Genomic DNA, 16,384 nt, shown 5'->3' on the forward strand with positions numbered 1-16,384 from the left:
CCCGCGGTGTGGGACCGCGGTGCACCCCGGCGCTCCGGGCGTGGCTCGGCGGCTCGACCGGAGCGCCGGTGTACGTGCTCGCCGACGACCCCGGCGGGGTCGACCCCGTCCGCACCCGGTACCCGGACCCCGGCGCGACCTACGCCTGGAGCCTGTGGACGGTGGGCTGACCACCCTCGCCGACCACGCCCGCGTCACGCATGATGGACCGGTGACGATCCCGCCCGCCACCGCGCTCGCCCCGGAGCACGGCCTGCCCGGGCACCTCGTCGACTTCGTCTCCGCGCTGCGCCGCCACCACGTCGCGGTCGGCCCGGGGGAGACCGTCGACGCGGCCCGCGTGCTCGGCGCCCTGGACCTGCTGCACCGGGACCAGCTGCGGGAGGGGCTCGCCGCGGCGCTGCTGCGCCGCTCCGGGCAGCGCGGCACCTTCGACGCGATGTTCGACCTGTGGTTCCCGCCCGCGCTGGGCGCCGGGTCGTCCGACGTCGACGTCCCGCGGATCGACGACGAGTCCGGGGAGGGTACCGGCCCGGTCGACGTCGACGCGCTGCGCGAGATCCTCGCCGACCTGCTCCGCGACGGCGACGAGGAGACCCTGCGCGAGCTCGCCCGCGCCGCCGTCGACGCGATCGGGACCTCCGGTGCCGCCGGGCAGGGCGTCCGCGGGCAGACGGCGAAGCCGAACTGGTCGGCCTACCAGGCGCTGGGCGCGCTGTCCCCGGACACGTTGCTCGCCCGGATCCTCGACGGGCTGCGGGAGGAGGGCGACACCGACTTCGTGTCCGAGGTCCGCCGCCGCGAGATCCGCGACCGCATCGCCCGGTTCCGCGACGTCGTCCGCGAGGAGGTCCGCCGCCGCACCGCCGAGCAGCGGGGCCGCGAGCAGATCGCTCGCACCACCACCCCCACCCAGACCGACCAGGTCGACTTCCTCACCGCGAACGCCACCCAGCTCGCCGACCTGCGCCGCACCGTGCAGCCGCTGGCCCGGCGGCTCGCGTCGCGGCTGTCGGCGCGGCGGCGCCGCTCGAACCGCGGCCGGCTCGACCTGCGGCGCACGCTGCGCCGGTCGATGTCCACCGGCGGCGTGCCGATGGACCCGGCGCACAAGGTGCGCCGCCCCGGCCGCCCCGAGCTGGTGCTGCTGTGCGACGTGTCCGGCTCCGTCGCCGGTTTCAGCCACTTCACGTTGCTGCTGGTCCAGGCGCTGCGCGAGCAGTTCTCCAAGGTGCGGGTGTTCGCGTTCATCGAGCGCACCGACGAGGTCACGCACCTGTTCGAACCCGGCGCGGAGCTGTCCGGGGTGATGCAGCGGGTGCTGCGCGAGGCCACGCTCACCGCGTTCGACGGGCACTCCGACTACGGCAGCGCGTTCGGCGACTTCCTGGAGCACCACGGCGACGCGCTCACCCCGAAGACGTCGTTGCTGGTGCTCGGCGACGGCCGCACCAACTACCGCGACCCCAATCTGCGGGCGCTGACGATGATGGCCGGGCGGGTCCGGCACGCGCACTGGCTCAACCCCGAGCCCGAGCGCAGCTGGGGCTCCGGCGACTCGGCCGCCACCCGCTACGGCGAGGTGCTCCCGATGCACGAGTGCCGTACCGCCGCGCAGCTCACCGACGTCGTCCAGGCGCTGCTGCCGGTCTGATCCTCCGGGCGATCATCCCGGGAGGGCTGACACCGGCGTCGTCGCGTCCTAGATTGCCGGGGTGCAGGAGATCACGGTCCGGGTCCTCGGCCCGCTCCGTGTGACGGCCGGCGGCGCGGCGGTCGAGGTCGGCTCCGGCCGCCGCCGCGAGCTGCTCGCCCGGCTCGCCGCGGCCGGCGGCGAGGTCGTCGCCGTCGACACGCTGGTGGAGGACCTGTGGCAGGGCGCCCCGCCCGCGCAGGCACACGGCGGGCTGCAGGTCCACGTCTCCCGGCTGCGACGGGTGCTCGAACCCGACCGGTCCCCGCGGGCGGTCCCGACGGTGCTGGTCAGCCGCCCACCCGGCTACGCGCTGGCACTCGGCCCCGACGGGCTCGACGCGCGCGCGTTCACCGACCTCCTCGACCGCGCCGCCGAGGCCGCACCGGACCGGGCCGACGCCCTTCTCGGCGAGGCCCTGGCGCTGTGGGACGGTCCCGCCTACGCCGAGTTCGCCGACGCCGCCTGGGCGCGCGCCGAGGCCGAACGCCTCGACGAGCTGCGTCAGGTCGCGCTCGAGCGACGGGCCCGCGCGCGGCTGCGGCTGGGCCGGGCCGACGCCGTCGTCCCGGACCTGACGTCGCTGGCGGGGGAGCACCCGCTGCGCGAGGACGCGGTCGGGCTGCTGGCCGTCGCGCTGTACCGCACCGGCAGACAGGCCGACGCGCTGGCCGTGCTGGCCCGCACCCGTCGCCTGCTCGCCGACGAGCTGGGAGTCGACCCCGGCCCCGGGCTGCGCGCGATCGAGGCGGACGTGCTCGCCCACCGCGACCCCGGCGGCGACCCCGGCGGGGGAACCGGCGTCGGTCCCGCCGGCCGCACCGACGCGCCCGCGTCCGGGACCGCGCCGCGCCCGCCCGGACCGGCCGACACGTCCCCGCGGACCCCGGCCCTGCTCGGACGGGCGGCCGAGCTCGGCAGGCTCACCGCCGCCGCGGAGCGGGCCCGCGGCGGTGGGCAGCTGGTGCTCGTCGCCGCCGACGCGGGCGCGGGCAAGTCCACGCTGCTCGCCGCGTTCGCCGCCGCCGCGACCGCCGACGGCTGGACCGCCGTCACCGGCCGCTGCCCGGAGATCGACGGCGCCCCGCCGGCCTGGGCGTGGCGGGAGATCGTCGACGCGCTCGTCACGGCGCACGACCCGCCCGCCGACCTGGTCGAGCGGCTCGCCCCGCTGCGCTCCCCGGCCGGGCCCGGCGGCGCCGAGGTCACGTTCTGGCTGGCCCGGGCGGTGGTGGAGCTGCTCGCCGTCGCGGGGCGGGAGCGGCCGCTGCTGCTGGTCCTCGACGACCTGCACCGCGCCGAGTCCGAGACCCTCGCCCTGCTGCGCGCGGTCGTCGCCGGGGTCGCGGAGCTGCCCGTGCTCGTCGCCGCGGGCCTGCGCCCGGCCGAGGCGGGCGCCGAGCTGCAGGCCGCGCTCGCCGCCCTCGCCGAGCCCACGGCGGACCGCATCGAGCCGGCGCCGATGACCGCGGGCGACGTCGCCGGGATGCTGGCCCGGCACGGCGTGCCCGCCGCCGCGCCCGAGCTGGTCGCCCGGATCACCGAACGGACCGGCGGGAACCCGCTCTTCGTCCGCGAGCTGGCCCGCCTCGTCGCCGCCGAGGGCCCGTCCGCCGCGGCCGACGCCGTCCCGGCCGGGGTCCGCGAGGTGCTGCGCCGGCGCCTGGCCCGGCTGCCCGCGACGACCCGCACCGCGCTGGCCCGGGTCTCGGTGCTCGGCCGCGACCTGGACACCGACGACGCCCTCGACCTCGCCGCCACCGCCGACGGCGTCGACCCGCTGGACGCCCTGGAGCCCGCGGTGCTCGGCGGGATGCTGCTCGAACCCGGGCCGGGACGGCTGCGGTTCTCCCACGACCTGGTCCGGGACACCCTCTACGGCGACATCCCGCAGCTGCGTCGCGCCCGGCTGCACGCCGCGGCCCACGCGATCCTCACCCGCAGGCGGCCCGACGACCCGGTCCCGCTGGCCCACCACGCACTCGCCGCCGGGTCCGCCGTCGAACCGGACCGTGCCCTGGCCGCGGTCCGTGCCGCCGCCGCGGCCGCCGCCGGGTTCGGCTCGCACCGCGAGGCCGCCCGGTTCTACGGCCGCGCCGTCGAGCTCGCCGGACGGGCCGGGACCGGCGTCGACGACGAGCTGGCCCTGCGCTGCGCGCTGGTCGCCGAGCTCGCCCGCGGCGGCGACGGCCACACCGCCCTCATCGAACGCCGGACCGCCGTCGACCAGGCGACGGCCGCCGCACCGCAGTGGCTCGGCGCCGTCCTGACCAGCTACGACACCCCGGTCAGCTGGACCATCCGGCCGGGCCAGAACATCGACGCCGAGCTGATCGACCTCATCGTGACCGAGCTCGCGGAGACCCCGCCCGACGCCGTCGACCGGCGGGTGCGGCTGCTCGCCGCCCTGGTGTTCGAGATCGAGGGGCACGACGACGACCGGGTCCGCTCTGCCTCGGCGGAGGCCATGGCGCTCACCGGGCGCGGCGTCGACCCGCTGCTGCGCTGCCGGGCGCTCAACGCCCGGTTCTTCGCCGTCCTCGCCCCGGACCTGTGGCACGAGATGGCCCCGGTGGGGGAGGAGCTGGCCGAGCTCGGCGGCCGGGCCGGGCACGCCGGCTACCGCACGCAGGCCCACCACCTGCAGCTCATGGTCGCCGCCGGCAGCCACGACCTCGACGCGGCGACACGGCACGCGGAGGCCGCCGTCGCCGGGGCCCCGGGCGGGCAGCTGGAGTTCACGCTCGGCTGGGCCTACATCTTCTCGGCGCTGCGCGCACTCGTCGCGGGGGAGCTGGGCACCGCCGAGGAGCGCTACACCGAGCTCGCGACCCGGCTGGTCGGTGCCGGCCAGGTCAACGGGGCGCTGATGGGGCTGCTCGGGAGGTTCGTCGTGCGGCACGACCAGGGCCGCCTCGGGGAGCTGGCCCCCGAGCTCGAGACGCTCCGCGACGCGCTGCCGCCGACCTTCGGCGACTTCCTCGCGCTGGCCCACCTGCACGCGGGCGACCCCGTCCGGGCCCGCGAGATGTGGGCGCCGGACGCGGAGCTGGCCCGCAGCTACTACTGGCTGATCTGGACCTGCGTGCGCGCCGAGGTGGCGGTCGGCCTGGCCGACCGGGACGTCGCCGCGCGGTGCCGGGAGCAGCTGCGCCCGTGGACGGGAACGGTGGCGGGGCTGTCGTCGGGCACGATCGCGCTCGGGCCCACCGACCTGGTGCTCGCCGGTCTGGAGGGGCTGCTCGACCCGGCAGGCGGCGGCCGGGTCCACCACCTGCGCGAGGCCGAGCGGGTCGCGGCGGAGCTGGGTGCCCCGGTGTGGCGCGACCGCGCCCGGCGGCTGCTCTCGGCGGCCGGCGCCGACCCCTCGACGGCACCGGCTCCCGGGGCTCAGGACGTGCCGAACACCAGCGCACAGCGCCTGCGGTAGCCGCCGCGCAGCAGGCGCTCCAGCAGCACGACCACCGGCCCGGCCTCGCGGCGCATCCCGGCCCATTCCTGCGGGGTGGTCACCGCGACGATCCGCGGCAGCATGAACCGCAGGCCCGGCCCGGACTTCTGCACCTGCGCGACGACGGCGTCCCAGTCGTCGGCGGGCACGTGGCGCTCGATCACCGGGAACAGGTCGCGCTCCTCGGCGTCGAGGTGCTCGTCGATCTCGTCGCGGACGACGGCGAGCCGGTCCGCGAGTACGCCCGCCGCCCGCGCCCGGGCCGGTCCCTGCGCCGCGGCGACGACGGCGGCCGCGGCCTCCCGCACCGCGGCGAGCAGCGGGTCGAGGCGGCCGTGGTCGTCGCTGAGCTCGTCCAGGTCGACGGCGTGCCCGGCGTGCCGGGCGATCACCGGCCAGGCGATGTCGTCCTCGGCGGTGTGGTGGCCGTGGATCTCGTGCTCCAGCTGCTCCAGCCAGGTCCGCAGCGCGCGGGCGCGCCGGTCCGGGCAGGGCGCGCCGTCGGCGATCGCGCGGGCGGCGTCGGCGAGCCGGTGCAGGTCGACCCGCATGACGCGGTGGGCGAGGGTGATGCCGACCAGGTCGGCGGTACGGGTGTCGCGTGCGGTGGTCACCGGGGTCTCCTACGGGTTCGGGGCGGTCGGTCTCGACACCGCAGATCGTGCGCCCACCCGCCGGCCGGGGACTTGCACCTCACTTGTGCCACCGTTCGCCGGGTCTTGACCGGCCGGCCAACCAAGAGTAGACCGGAGGCATCCCCACAGGGACCTCACAGGAGAAGGTGACTGACGATGGCTGGGACCACTGGTCGTACCTGGCAGCGGTGGCAGGACTGGGCCGCTCTCGTGATCGGTGTGCTGACGGCCCTCTCGCCTCTCGTGACGACGACGAACGCCGCCGCCGCGTGGACGATGGTCGTACTGGGCGTGGTGCTCGCCGCCACGTCGCTCTGGTCGCTCGCCGTGCCCGGCTCGGTGGCGAGCGAATGGGTGCACGGTGTGCTCGGCGTGCTGCTGTTCCTCGCCCCCTGGGTGATGGGCTACAGCGCGCTGACCGGGGCGTCGTGGACGTCCTGGGTGGCGGGCGTCCTCGCGGTCGTCGTGGCGGCCTCGGCGCTGCCCGCGGCGAACGCGGAGCACCGCACGCTCGCGACGCACTGACCGTCCGGCAGCACGACGACCAGGTGAGGGGCCGCGACCCGGAGGGGTCGCGGCCTCCGCCGCGTCCGGGGGAGGATCGCACCGTGGACCACGAGTTCGACCCGGACGCACCCGCCCGGGACCGCATCCTCGACGCGGCCGAGGGGCTGTTCGCCGAGCACGGCTTCGACGCGACGCCCACCTCGCGCATCGCCGAGCGTGCCGGGGTGCCGAAGGGGCTGGTGCACTACTACTTCCGCCGCAAGCCCGACCTGCTCGAGGCGCTCGTCGAACGGCTCCCGCACCCGGTGCACGGGGCGGACGTCGCCGTCGCCGGGGACGTGCTCGCCGGGCTGCGTGCGCTGGTCGCCGCCCTGGACCGGGCGCTCGACGCGTCCTCGGTCCTGTCCCACCTGCTGTGGCGCGAGGCCGACACCCACCCGGTCGTCCGCGACGCGCTGCTGCGCCGCTCCGGTGAGCTGGAGGACGCGGTGCGCGAGGTCCTCGCCACCGGCGGCGGGGCGCCGGAGCGGATCCGCGGCGCCGCCCGACTGCTGGCCGCGGCGATCGGGCACCGCTACGCCCTCGATCGGCACGGCGACGACGACCGCACCGACATGGAGGCCGAGCTGTCCTTCGTCGCCGCGGGCCTGTAGCGGCGCTCCCCGAGCGGGATCAGGGCCAGGGGCGCCAGGGGGCGCCGGACTCCTCGTAGCGCGGGACGGTGTGCCTGCGGTCGGCGAGCCGGTGCAGCGCGTGCGCCGTCCATGTCCGCCCCCCCAGCAGGGCCAGCAGCACCACGATCAGCCCGGCGGTCAGCGGGCCGGCCCAGCCGAGCGGACCCGAGGCGTTGACCGCGGCCATGACCAGCGGGCCGAGCAGCGCGAACACCGCGCCCGCGACCTGCGGGAGCCGGGCGTCGGCGAGCACGTCGACGGCGATCAGCCTGCGCTGCTCACCGTCCGGGGTGCCTCCCGTGCGCAGCACCTTCCGTGCGGCCGCGCGGTCGCGCACCAGTCCCATGTCCGGCCCGCGGGCCGGGGTGACCCGCACCGGGATCCGCGACGCCGACAGCCACAGCAGCACCACGCCGAGCAGGCTCAGCAGCCCGCCGACGACGATCGCGGCCAGCAGGTGGTCGGCGCGGGCGTGCACGTCGGTGGTGATCGAGTAGACGACGCCGAACCACGCCGCCGCGACCCCGGCCGCGACCCGGCCGACGACGACGGCCCGCAGCGACGGCGGTCGCACGGTCGGCCACGGCCCGGCCGGCGCGACGGCTGCGGCCGGCTCGCCGGGCCGGTCGCCGGGACGGCCCTCGGGCACCGGCGGCGCGGGCGGGGCCAGCACCGGGCCGGGTGCACCCGGGGGACCCGGGGGCGGCGGGGCCGCGGGCTCGTGCGGCGGCCGACGTCCGCCGGGCGCGGGCGGAGGGGCCGGGGGACCGGGCGCGGGGGAGCGGGGGCCGGCGTCGCGGTCGGCCCGGTCGCCGGTGTCCGGAGCACGCATGGCCGCGACGCTACCCGCGGGTCGGGGTGCTCCGGCCGGGGTGTCGGTCCCGCGCGACGGGTGCGGCCCCCGGGGCGCCGAACGAGCGGTACGGATCACGCGGAGTCGACGAACCGGTCAGGTTAGGCTCGCCTTCCTAACTCGAAGGAGGCTCCCGTGCCGCTCGCCGCAGCACCCCTGTCCGCCCGTTCCGTGAGCCGTCGCGGCGTCCTCGCCGGCGCCGCCGGTCTGCTGGTCCTCGCCGGGTGCGGGACCCGGACGCAGGACGGGCAGGGGACCGACGGTGCGGCCGCGGAGGGTTACCCGGTGACGGTGCGGCACGCGCTGGGCGAGACGGTCGTCCCCGACCGGCCGCAGCGCGTCGTCACGCTGAGCGCGGCGAACACCGACGTCGCGCTGGCGATGGGGGTGCTGCCGGTCGCGATCCCACGCACCGTCTACGGCGGCGACGCCGAGGGTGTGCTGCCCTGGGTGCGCGACGCGATCACCGCGCACGGTGGCGCGTTTCCGCAGGTCATCGGCTCCGACGACCTGTCGGTGACGCCGATCGAACAGGTCGCTGCGGCCCGGCCGGACCTGGTGCTGGCCACCTACTCGGGGCTGACGCGGGCCGAGTACGACCAGCTGTCGGCGATCGCCCCGACCGTCGCCTACCCCAACGCCCCCTACTCCACCGGCTGGCAGGACCAGACCCGGATCGCCGGTCAGGTGTTCGGCGACCCGGCGCGGGCCCGGCAGCTGATCGACTCCACCGGGCAGCGCCTGCGCACCGCGGCCCAGCGGTATCCGCAGCTGGCGGGCGCCACGTTCGTCTACACCGGAGGGATGGACTCCGGTGCGCTCGGTGTCTTCCGGGCGGGCGACGTCCGCGTCCAGCTGGTCACCGACCTCGGGCTCACCCTGGCGCCCTACGTCGAGCAGAACGCGCCGGGCGGTGGGGAGGTCTACTACACCGTCAGCGGTGAGCTGCTCTCGCGCGTCGAGTCCGACCTCGTCATCGGCTTCTTCGCGACGCCGGCCGAGGAGCAGGCCTTCCGGAGCGCGCCCGGCGTCGGGCTGCTGCCGGCGATGGCCCGTGGCGGGTTCGCCCCGGTCGTCGGGGCCGACCGGGTGGTGGCGAGCTCGGCGCCGTCGGTCCTGTCGATCCCGTGGGTGCTCGACGCGTACCTGCCGATCCTGGCCGACGCCGCCGCCCGTTCGCGCGGTTGATCCGGTCACCCACCTGCCGTAGTCGAAGTCTGACTATCAGTTATCTCCGCAGGTGACGCGAACGGGTGAATGCGCGTTGCGGGCACGGTCGCCCCTCGTTGAGTGGGCAAGACCGTTTGCGACGGTCTAACGACCAACCATGGAGGTTGTGAGATGCGGAAGTCCGTTCGCGGCGCGCTCGTCGGCGCAGCGCTGCTCCCCCTGGCCGTCGCGGCGCCCGCCGCGGCCTTCGCCGGCACCACCGGCTACGACGAGGGTGGCAAGGACAAGGGTCACTCGAAGCACGAGGGTGACAAGGACAAGGGCCACCACAAGAAGCACGGTCACCACAAGAAGTGGGACCACGAGAAGCACGACGACAAGAAGCACGACCTCGCGCTGCCGGCCCCGCTGGACAGCGTCGTCGACATGATCACCGGTGCCACCGGCGGCGACCTGCCGTCGGCGCCGGCGACCCCGGTCGGCTGACCGACCCCGGTCCCGTGACGGGCCGGTCCGGACCCTCGAGGGGTGTCCGGACCGGCCCGTCCGCCGTTGCGGGGCCGGTGTCGTACGGGCGGGTCAGATCACCGGCGCAGGGTCCTGCGTCGGTGGGTCCTTCAGGATCGTGTCGCCCTTGACGAACCACGCGACACCGAACGCGAGGATCGCGACGGCCTCCAGCCAGAACAGGGTGTGGAACCGCTCGGCGACGGCGTCGGGCACCAGTGCCGCGTCCAGTGCGGCCAGCACGAGGCAGGTCACGATCGTCGCGCCGCAGACCCGGTAGACGAGGTTGCGGGCGGCCTTGCTCCGCGTCCCGGATCCGCCGCGGGTGAACAGGACCAGGCAGAACCAGGCCAGGCCCGCGAAGAACACCGTCGCCGCGGCCAGGTGGAGGTAGCCGACGACGGTCGCCGCCGTCGTCGCCGCGCCGTCGGGCCGGGTGGGCAGCAGCGCGACGGCGATCGCCGCCGTCCCGGTGATGTTGGCGAGCCGGTTGTCCGGCCGCTCGTAGCGGTAGCAGAAGAGGAACACGCCGACCGCGCACAGCGAGCCGACGAACACGTCGCGCATCGGCGAGTAGTAGTAGCGGCTGATGGAGTCCCGCAGCCCGTCGCCGCCGAGGGCCAGGTCGCCCGCCACCAGCACGAACGGGAGCAGGATCCCGATCACGCCGACGGCACGCCGCAGACCCAGGTAGGACAGCACGGCACCGTCGGCACGCGAGGACATGGCGAAGATCGTCGCAGAGACGTCACTCGAACTCTCGTTCGATCCGGCGTAGCGTCCGGGGGGTGGACGTCGGTGGGCAGGCCTCGCTCTTCGCGATTGGGGGTGCGGCCCCGGCGTACCGGCACGAGCTCACCGCCGGGGCGTGGGTCGACGTCGCGGTTGGCTGGGCCCCCGATGCGGACGAGCTGTTCGCGCTGCTCCGCGCGACCGTGCCGTTCCGCGGCCACCGCCGCCGCATGTACGACCGCGTGGTCGACGAGCCGCGCCTCACCCACCGCTGGGTCCTGCCCGACGACGCGGTGCCCCACCGGCTGCGCGACATGGGCCGGACGCTGGGGGAGCGCTACGGCCACGACTTCACCCAGATCGGCGTGAACCTCTACCGCGACGGCGCCGACGGCGTGGCCTGGCACGGCGACCGGGTCGCCCGCGAGCGGCCCGAGGCCGTCGTCGCGCTGGTCGCCCTCGGCGCGACGCGGCCGCTGCGGCTGCGCCCGGCCGGCGGCGGCGCGTCGGTGTCGTTCCCGCTCGCCTCGGGCGACCTGCTGGTCATGGGCGGGACGTGCCAGCGGACCTGGCAGCACAGCGTGCCGAAGGTGGCGTGCAGCGGTCCGCGCATCAGCGTCCAGTTCCGCCACCTGTATCCGGGGATGCCGCCGGGTGGGCGACCGACATAGTCTGCGTCGATGCAGCGCAAGATCGGCGTGATGGGCGGGACGTTCGACCCCGTCCACCACGGCCACCTCGTCGCCGCCAGTGAGGTGGCGGACCGCTTCGCCCTCGACGAGGTGATCTTCGTACCGACCGGGAGACCGTGGCAGAAGACCGGCCGCGACGTCTCGCCGGCCGAGGACCGCTACCTGATGACGGTCATCGCGACGGCGTCGAACCCCCGGTTCTCGGTCAGCCGCGTCGACGTCGACCGCGACGGCCCCACCTACACCGCGGACACCCTCGCCGACCTGCACGACGCCATGCCCGACGCGCAGCTGTTCTTCATCACCGGCGCCGACGCGCTCCAGCAGATCCTGTCCTGGCGCAAGGTCGACGAGCTGTTCCGCTACGCGCACTTCGTCGGTGTGACCCGGCCCGGGTACGAGCTGGCCGACGGGCACCTGCCCCAGGGGTCGGTGACGACGGTCGAGGTGCCCGCGATGGCGATCTCGTCCAGCGAGTGCCGGGCGCGCGTGGGTGCGGGGAGGCCGGTCTGGTACCTCGTGCCGGACGGGGTGGTGCAGTACATCTCCAAGCGCAGTCTGTACTTGAATCCGGACGTCTGACCTGCGGTTCCTCCCACCGGCCCTGTGCTCGAACGGCTCCGTACGGGGCTCGCCGGTCTGTGGGTCGGTCCAGCGGACCCGCCTGCGTCTCCCGCGGCCGTGGCGCCGCTGTCCACGTCGTCGTTCGGCGATGGCGAGTGCGATCTCCCGTGCGGCGTCGTCGACCGCGCGGTCCTCATCGACGTCGACGCTCACGGTGGCCCGCCACCTCCGTGACGACCGGTGCGGCGAGCTCGACTGCGAGCAGCAGGTCATGGAACCGGTGCGGCCGGCCCAGGGTCGCGCGGGTCGCGAGCCGTCCGATCCCCCCGAGGGCCATCAGCCCGGCGAGGAGCCGCATGCGGTCCAGGTTCGGTTCGTCGTCGGCCACGGCGTCGAGCCAGGCGACTCCGTAGCCGGCGAAGACAGGCCCCATGAAGCGGACGTGCGAGTCGACCGTCGCGTCGTCGGTCATGCCCGGCTCCCCGCGTGTTCCGTCGACGAGCTGGATCCCACCGATCGCGATGCATGCCCACCCGGTCAGACGTCCCACGGTTCGCAGCGTCGACATGAGGTGATCCTGGCACGAGCGGCGGCAGTGGTCGGACCGGATATCGACGGACCGTAGGGGGAGGCGGGCGTCAGCTGTCCAGGACTGTGCCCGATGTCGACGATCGCAACGGGGTCGATGTACCTGGCTCTCTCATAACTCGCGGACGAGCCGGGCCGGGTTCCCTGCGACGAGAACGCGGTCGGGCACATCCCGCGTCACAACGCTTCCTGCCCCGACCACGGCATCCGCCCCGATGGTCACGTCAGGGCAGACGATGACCCCGGCGCCGAGCCAGGTGTTGCTCGCGATGCTGATGGGGAGAGGACGTTCCCATCCCTCGCGACGGCGGTCACGGTCGTCGACGGGGTGCTGTGCCGTGAGGAGTTGGGTGCGCGGTCCGATGCGGACGTCATCGCCGATGGTGATGGCGGCGTCGTCCATGAAGAGGGCGTCGTGGTTGACGAAAGCGCGGTCGCCGAGCGAGATGTGGGTGCCGTAGCTGCACAGGAAGCGGGGCAGTACCACCACGCCGCCGCCGACGTGTCCGACGATGTCGCGGAGGAGCATGGCGCGTTCGTCGTCGTCATCGGCGCCGGTCGCGTTGAACCGGTCGAGGAGACGCCAGCAGCGACGTCGGTGCTCGGCCAGGTCGGGTTCGTCGAGGTACCAGTCGTTGCGGAGCATGCGTTCCTTGTGCTCGCCCACGCTTCTGATCCTGCGTCCCGAGGGCCTTCGGGTACAAATCCGGTACATGCCGGCCCGGCCGGCGAGGCCCGACGACGACCGGTCACCACCACGGGGCCGGGGACCGCCGGGTGGACGGGAGCTCGGCCGGCCTGTCGGTGCGCCGGGTGTGATCGCCACGGTGGAGGTGCCGGTGCACCTCTGCACCGCGCCCGGGGAGGAGTGCGGATCCTGCCCCATCCACCCCGGGCGACGACGAGGTCCCGTCGATCAGTACAGGAGTGCTGTGCGCGCCCCACGCGAGCGCGCTCAGGTACTGATGGACAGGCGACCGGCCGGCCACGCGGCGGGCCTGAACCGGGGTGCGGGTTCAGGTCCGCTGCAGCTCCAGCACCGGGATGGTCCGCTCCGTCGAGCGCTGGTACTCGCCGAACTGCGGCTCCAGTGCGACCTGGCGGGCGTAGACCTCGTCCCGCTCGGGACCGGTGACCTCCCGCACCCGCACGGGCAGGGTCTCGGTGCCCAGCTCGACGCGGGTGCCGGGGTTCGCCAGGAGGTTGTGGTACCAGTCCGGGTTGGTGTCGGCGCCGCCCTTACTGGCGAAGATGAAGATCCGCTCGCCGTCGAGGAGCGGGACCAGGGGCGCGATCCGCTCGGTGCCGGACCGGGCTCCCGTGTGGTGCACCAGCACGAGCGGCTTGCCCTCGAACATGCCGCCCGCCCGTCCTCCGGTCGCCCGGAACTCCTCGATCACGGCGCGGTTCATCGCCGCCATATCGAACGGGGCCGACGCGTCACTCATCTCGTGCTCCTCCCACGGGTGTCCGGCGCCGTCGGCACCGCTCCGGTCACCCTCACCCCGTCGTCGGCCATTCCGGCGGGCCGCAACCCGATCGACGGACCCGGCCGCGTCGGGTACCCGGGAGCCGTGGAGCCCGTCGGGTTCGTGCGCCTGTCCGACGGGCTCGTGTGCCGGTTCCACCGCGAGGCGTCCGACGCGGACGGGCGACCGGTCCACCGGCGGCCGGACCGGGTCGTGTGGCGCCGGTGGCTCGACGGTGCCGGCCGGTGCGTCGTCGACGGCGAGGGCCGGCCGGACGGGTGGCCGATCGGCGCACGGCCCGGGAGACCCGGGGCACCGCTACCCGGCCGCCTCCATGGCCACGTCGCTCCCGCGCCACTCCGCCGCCAGCTCCACCAGCGGCACCCCGAGCGCCTCGCCCAGGCACACGATCGTCCCGAACCCGGGCGACGGCAGCCGTCCGGTCTCGAGCTTGCGCAGCGTCTCGGGGGAGATGCCGGCCGCCCGCGCGACGTCGACCGGGTCGCGGTCGCCCCGGGCCCGGCGCAGCAGCGCGCCGAGACGGCGGCCGGCCTCGATCTGCTCGGGCGTGAGGGGCTGACGGACCATGCGTCGAGCGTAGGGTCGGTATTACTGTACCGGCAAGCCGTGACGGTCCGGTATAGTAATACCGTGATCGAACTGAAGACACCGGCCGAGATCGACCGGATGCACACGACCGGCAGGTTCGTCGCCGAGGTGCTCACCGAGGTCGGCCGGATCGCCGACGTCGGCGTGAACCTCCTCGACATCGAGCAGCACGTGCGCGGCATGATCGCCGAACGCGGCGCCGAGTCCTGCTACTGGGACTACGCCCCGTCCTTCGGGCGCGGCCCGTTCCGCAACGTCATCTGTCTGTCGGTCAACGACGCCGTGCTGCACGGGCTCCCGCACGACTACGTCCTGCGCGACGGCGACGTCCTCAGCGCCGACATCGCCGTCAGCATCGACGGCTGGGTCGCGGACTCCGCCCGGACGGTCGTCGTCGGCACGACGGCCGACGAGGGCGACCTGCGCGTCATCCGGGCCACCGAGGACGCCCTGGAGGCCGCGATCGACGCGGCCCGGCCGGGCAACCGGCTCGGCGACATCTCCGCCGCCATCGGCGGGGTCGCCCGCGACTACGGCTACCCGGTCAACACCGAGTTCGGCGGGCACGACCTCGGCCGCACCATGCACGGCGACATCCACATCCCGAACGCCGGGCGGGCCGGTCGCGGCCTGACCCTGCGCCCGGGGCTGACCCTCGCACTCGAGCCCTGGTTCGCACGGACCACCGACAAGATCGTGTTCGACCCGGACGGCTGGACGATCCGCTCCGCCGACGGCTCGCGCACCGCGCATTCCGAGCACACCGTCGCGATCACCGAGGACGGCCCCACGGTGCTGACCCGCCGCGGGAAGGACTGATCGGCCCGTGCGTGTCGCCCTCGACGCACTGACCGTGCCGGTCCCGCCGGTCGACGCCGAGCGGACCCGGGCCTTCTACGGTTCCCGTCCGGCGGGCCGCGGCCCCGCCGACGCCGACGAGCTCCGCGCGGTCCGCGCCGCGGCCGCCACGCCACCGCCCGCGGTGCCGCCCGCGGTGGGGGAGGTCGCCGTCGCCGACGGCCGTCGGGTGCCGGTGCGGATCTGCCTCCCGCCGGGCACGGCGCGCGGGGTGCTCCTGCAGATCCACGGCGGCGGTTCCTACCTGGGCTCGGCCGCGCGGGACGACGTCGGGAACCGGGCGCTGTCCGACGCGCTCGGCGTCGCGGTCGTCGCCGTCGACCACCGGCTCGCCCCGGAGCACCCCTGGCCCGCCGCCCCCGACGACTGCGCGACCGCGGCACTGTGGCTGCTCGACCGTGCGCCGGAGCTGTTCGGCACCGACCGGGTCGCGTTCACGGGCGTCTCCGCTGGAGCCACCCTGGCCGTGACGACGCTGCTGCGGCTGCGCGACCGCGGCCTGGCCGACCGCGTCGCCGGGGCCGAGCTGCGGTACGGCACCTACGACCTGAGTGCCCGCACCCCGGCCGGTCGCCGCATCGCCGACGAGTACTTCCTGCGCGCCTACGCCGGCCACGTCGCCGACCGGACCGTCCCGGACCTCTCCCCGGTGTTCGCCGACCTCACCGGCCTGCCACCGCTGCTGATGACGGTCGGTACCGACGACGTACTGCTGGAGGACAACCTCGCGATGGCCGCCCGGCTCGCGACGGCCGGGGTCGAGGTCGACCTGCGCGTCCACCCGGGCGTCCCGCACGGCTTCGCCGGACACGACACCCCGGTCGCCGCGACCGCGCTGCGGTACGCACGGGACCGGCTGTCCGCCCGGATCGACGGCGCGTCCCCGCCGCCCGGCGTGTGACGACCCGACCCCGCACACCGTGCCCCGACCTCGCAGCCACTGCGGGGGCTGCGAGGTCCGGGAAGCCTCTGCGAGGTGCGATGCCGCGACCCGACCGATCACGGTGAGTCATGCAACGCGTGTTCTCGGTCTACGGAAAGTGAACCCGGTGGGCGGACGTGAGCCACCGTCCGCGACATCGATCTTCCTGCGGCACACGAGAGACGGGAACGCAGTGCCTGCGACCCGGCCCCGCGCGTTACCACCGTATGAACTCCGACGACCTGACCATGCCCATCCTCGACCCCGCCCAGCTCGCCGAGCTGCGCCGCAGCACCGACCCGGCCCCCGCCGCGGCGCCACCGAACGCCGCGGCCTGGCTGCTGATGACGGTGCTGGGACTCGGCATCGTCGTGACGATGCTGGGGCTCGTCGTCGCCTGGAGCTGAGCACGGCCCGGTCGGGATCTTGTGCCACGCGTCACAAGGGAGAAGAGTCGTCC

19 protein-coding genes are annotated in these 16,384 nt (G+C 75.1%); 12 read left to right on the top strand and 7 right to left on the bottom strand.

The window, feature by feature from the left end:
- Positions 1-8: 8 nt before the first annotated feature.
- The 3 genes from MTO91_RS08560 (at position 9) to MTO91_RS08570 (ending at position 5,123) form a co-directional block, all read left to right on the top strand.
- Entirely contained in the window at positions 9-170 is a 162-nt protein-coding gene (locus MTO91_RS08560; RefSeq protein ID WP_405418444.1) for a hypothetical protein, read from the top strand.
- A 41-nt stretch (positions 171-211) separates the two neighbouring features.
- Positions 212-1,654, top strand: a complete 1,443-nt coding sequence (locus MTO91_RS08565; protein ID WP_476654215.1) for a vWA domain-containing protein — start codon at positions 212-214, stop codon at positions 1,652-1,654.
- Between the two features lie 61 nt (positions 1,655-1,715).
- Positions 1,716-5,123 (top strand): BTAD domain-containing putative transcriptional regulator, encoded by a 3,408-nt coding sequence (locus tag MTO91_RS08570; protein WP_476654216.1) that lies wholly within the window; start codon positions 1,716-1,718, stop codon positions 5,121-5,123.
- On the opposite strand, the gene MTO91_RS08575 is transcribed toward MTO91_RS08570, so the two are convergent.
- Complete coding sequence (locus MTO91_RS08575) at positions 5,084-5,758, bottom strand: hemerythrin domain-containing protein (RefSeq protein ID WP_208825159.1); 675 nt, start codon at positions 5,756-5,758, stop codon at positions 5,084-5,086. The two genes, MTO91_RS08570 and MTO91_RS08575, sit on opposite strands and share 40 nt — an antisense overlap.
- Before the next feature lie 177 nt (positions 5,759-5,935).
- On the opposite strand from MTO91_RS08575, the gene MTO91_RS08580 reads away from it, so the two are divergent.
- Both MTO91_RS08580 and MTO91_RS08585 read left to right on the top strand, forming a co-directional pair.
- Positions 5,936-6,304 (top strand): SPW repeat domain-containing protein, encoded by a 369-nt coding sequence (locus MTO91_RS08580; protein ID WP_062401380.1) that lies wholly within the window; start codon positions 5,936-5,938, stop codon positions 6,302-6,304.
- A gap of 83 nt (positions 6,305-6,387) precedes the next feature.
- Positions 6,388-6,939 (top strand): TetR/AcrR family transcriptional regulator, encoded by a 552-nt coding sequence (locus MTO91_RS08585; protein WP_345642429.1) that lies wholly within the window; start codon positions 6,388-6,390, stop codon positions 6,937-6,939.
- Between the two features lie 19 nt (positions 6,940-6,958).
- On the opposite strand, the gene MTO91_RS08590 is transcribed toward MTO91_RS08585, so the two are convergent.
- Positions 6,959-7,792, bottom strand: a complete 834-nt coding sequence (locus tag MTO91_RS08590; protein WP_476654217.1) for a hypothetical protein — start codon at positions 7,790-7,792, stop codon at positions 6,959-6,961.
- A 156-nt stretch (positions 7,793-7,948) separates the two neighbouring features.
- Between MTO91_RS08590 and MTO91_RS08595 the strand changes: the two genes are divergently transcribed.
- Positions 7,949-9,001: an ABC transporter substrate-binding protein gene (locus MTO91_RS08595; RefSeq protein WP_476654218.1), complete on the top strand. Its 1,053-nt coding sequence runs from the start codon at positions 7,949-7,951 to the stop codon at positions 8,999-9,001.
- Positions 9,002-9,154: 153 nt separating this feature from the next.
- Positions 9,155-9,469 carry a hypothetical protein gene (locus tag MTO91_RS08600; RefSeq protein WP_179760610.1) on the top strand — a complete coding sequence of 105 codons (315 nt, stop codon included), beginning with the start codon at positions 9,155-9,157 and terminating at the stop codon, positions 9,467-9,469.
- Positions 9,470-9,562: 93 nt separating this feature from the next.
- Here the strand turns inward: MTO91_RS08600 and MTO91_RS08605 are convergent, their stop codons facing one another.
- Complete coding sequence (locus tag MTO91_RS08605) at positions 9,563-10,216, bottom strand: DUF998 domain-containing protein (protein WP_208825170.1); 654 nt, start codon at positions 10,214-10,216, stop codon at positions 9,563-9,565.
- Between the two features lie 62 nt (positions 10,217-10,278).
- Between MTO91_RS08605 and MTO91_RS08610 the strand changes: the two genes are divergently transcribed.
- Together MTO91_RS08610 and nadD are read left to right on the top strand one after the other, a co-directional pair.
- Positions 10,279-10,893, top strand: coding sequence for an alpha-ketoglutarate-dependent dioxygenase AlkB (locus MTO91_RS08610; protein WP_476654219.1), 615 nt, complete (start codon positions 10,279-10,281; stop codon positions 10,891-10,893).
- Between the two features lie 9 nt (positions 10,894-10,902).
- Positions 10,903-11,496, top strand: coding sequence for a nicotinate-nucleotide adenylyltransferase (gene nadD / locus MTO91_RS08615; RefSeq protein WP_062401391.1), 594 nt, complete (start codon positions 10,903-10,905; stop codon positions 11,494-11,496).
- 175 nt (positions 11,497-11,671) lie between these two features.
- Here the strand turns inward: nadD and MTO91_RS08620 are convergent, their stop codons facing one another.
- The 4 genes from MTO91_RS08620 to MTO91_RS08635 form a co-directional block, all read right to left on the bottom strand.
- Complete coding sequence (locus MTO91_RS08620; protein ID WP_476654220.1) at positions 11,672-12,046, bottom strand: DUF4345 domain-containing protein; 375 nt, start codon at positions 12,044-12,046, stop codon at positions 11,672-11,674.
- A gap of 132 nt (positions 12,047-12,178) precedes the next feature.
- The gene (locus MTO91_RS08625; RefSeq protein ID WP_476654221.1) at positions 12,179-12,733 is read right to left on the bottom strand and encodes a sugar O-acetyltransferase; all 555 of its coding nucleotides are present in this window, start codon (positions 12,731-12,733) and stop codon (positions 12,179-12,181) included.
- A gap of 349 nt (positions 12,734-13,082) precedes the next feature.
- Positions 13,083-13,514 carry a nitroreductase/quinone reductase family protein gene (locus MTO91_RS08630; protein ID WP_405418434.1) on the bottom strand — a complete coding sequence of 144 codons (432 nt, stop codon included), beginning with the start codon at positions 13,512-13,514 and terminating at the stop codon, positions 13,083-13,085.
- Between the two features lie 339 nt (positions 13,515-13,853).
- Positions 13,854-14,123: a helix-turn-helix domain-containing protein gene (locus MTO91_RS08635; protein ID WP_476654222.1), complete on the bottom strand. Its 270-nt coding sequence runs from the start codon at positions 14,121-14,123 to the stop codon at positions 13,854-13,856.
- Between the two features lie 63 nt (positions 14,124-14,186).
- Here MTO91_RS08635 and map point away from each other — a divergent pair, with 63 nt between their 5' ends.
- The 3 genes from map (at position 14,187) to MTO91_RS08650 (ending at position 16,331) form a co-directional block, all read left to right on the top strand.
- Positions 14,187-14,963, top strand: coding sequence for a type I methionyl aminopeptidase (gene map, locus MTO91_RS08640; RefSeq protein ID WP_476654223.1), 777 nt, complete (start codon positions 14,187-14,189; stop codon positions 14,961-14,963).
- Positions 14,964-14,970: 7 nt separating this feature from the next.
- Entirely contained in the window at positions 14,971-15,903 is a 933-nt protein-coding gene (locus tag MTO91_RS08645; RefSeq protein ID WP_476654224.1) for an alpha/beta hydrolase, read from the top strand.
- A 248-nt stretch (positions 15,904-16,151) separates the two neighbouring features.
- Positions 16,152-16,331 (top strand): hypothetical protein, encoded by a 180-nt coding sequence (locus MTO91_RS08650; RefSeq protein WP_476654225.1) that lies wholly within the window; start codon positions 16,152-16,154, stop codon positions 16,329-16,331.
- Positions 16,332-16,384: the final 53 nt, after the last annotated feature.

The sequence above is a fragment of the Pseudonocardia sp. 2-7 genome, assembly GCF_056341085.1.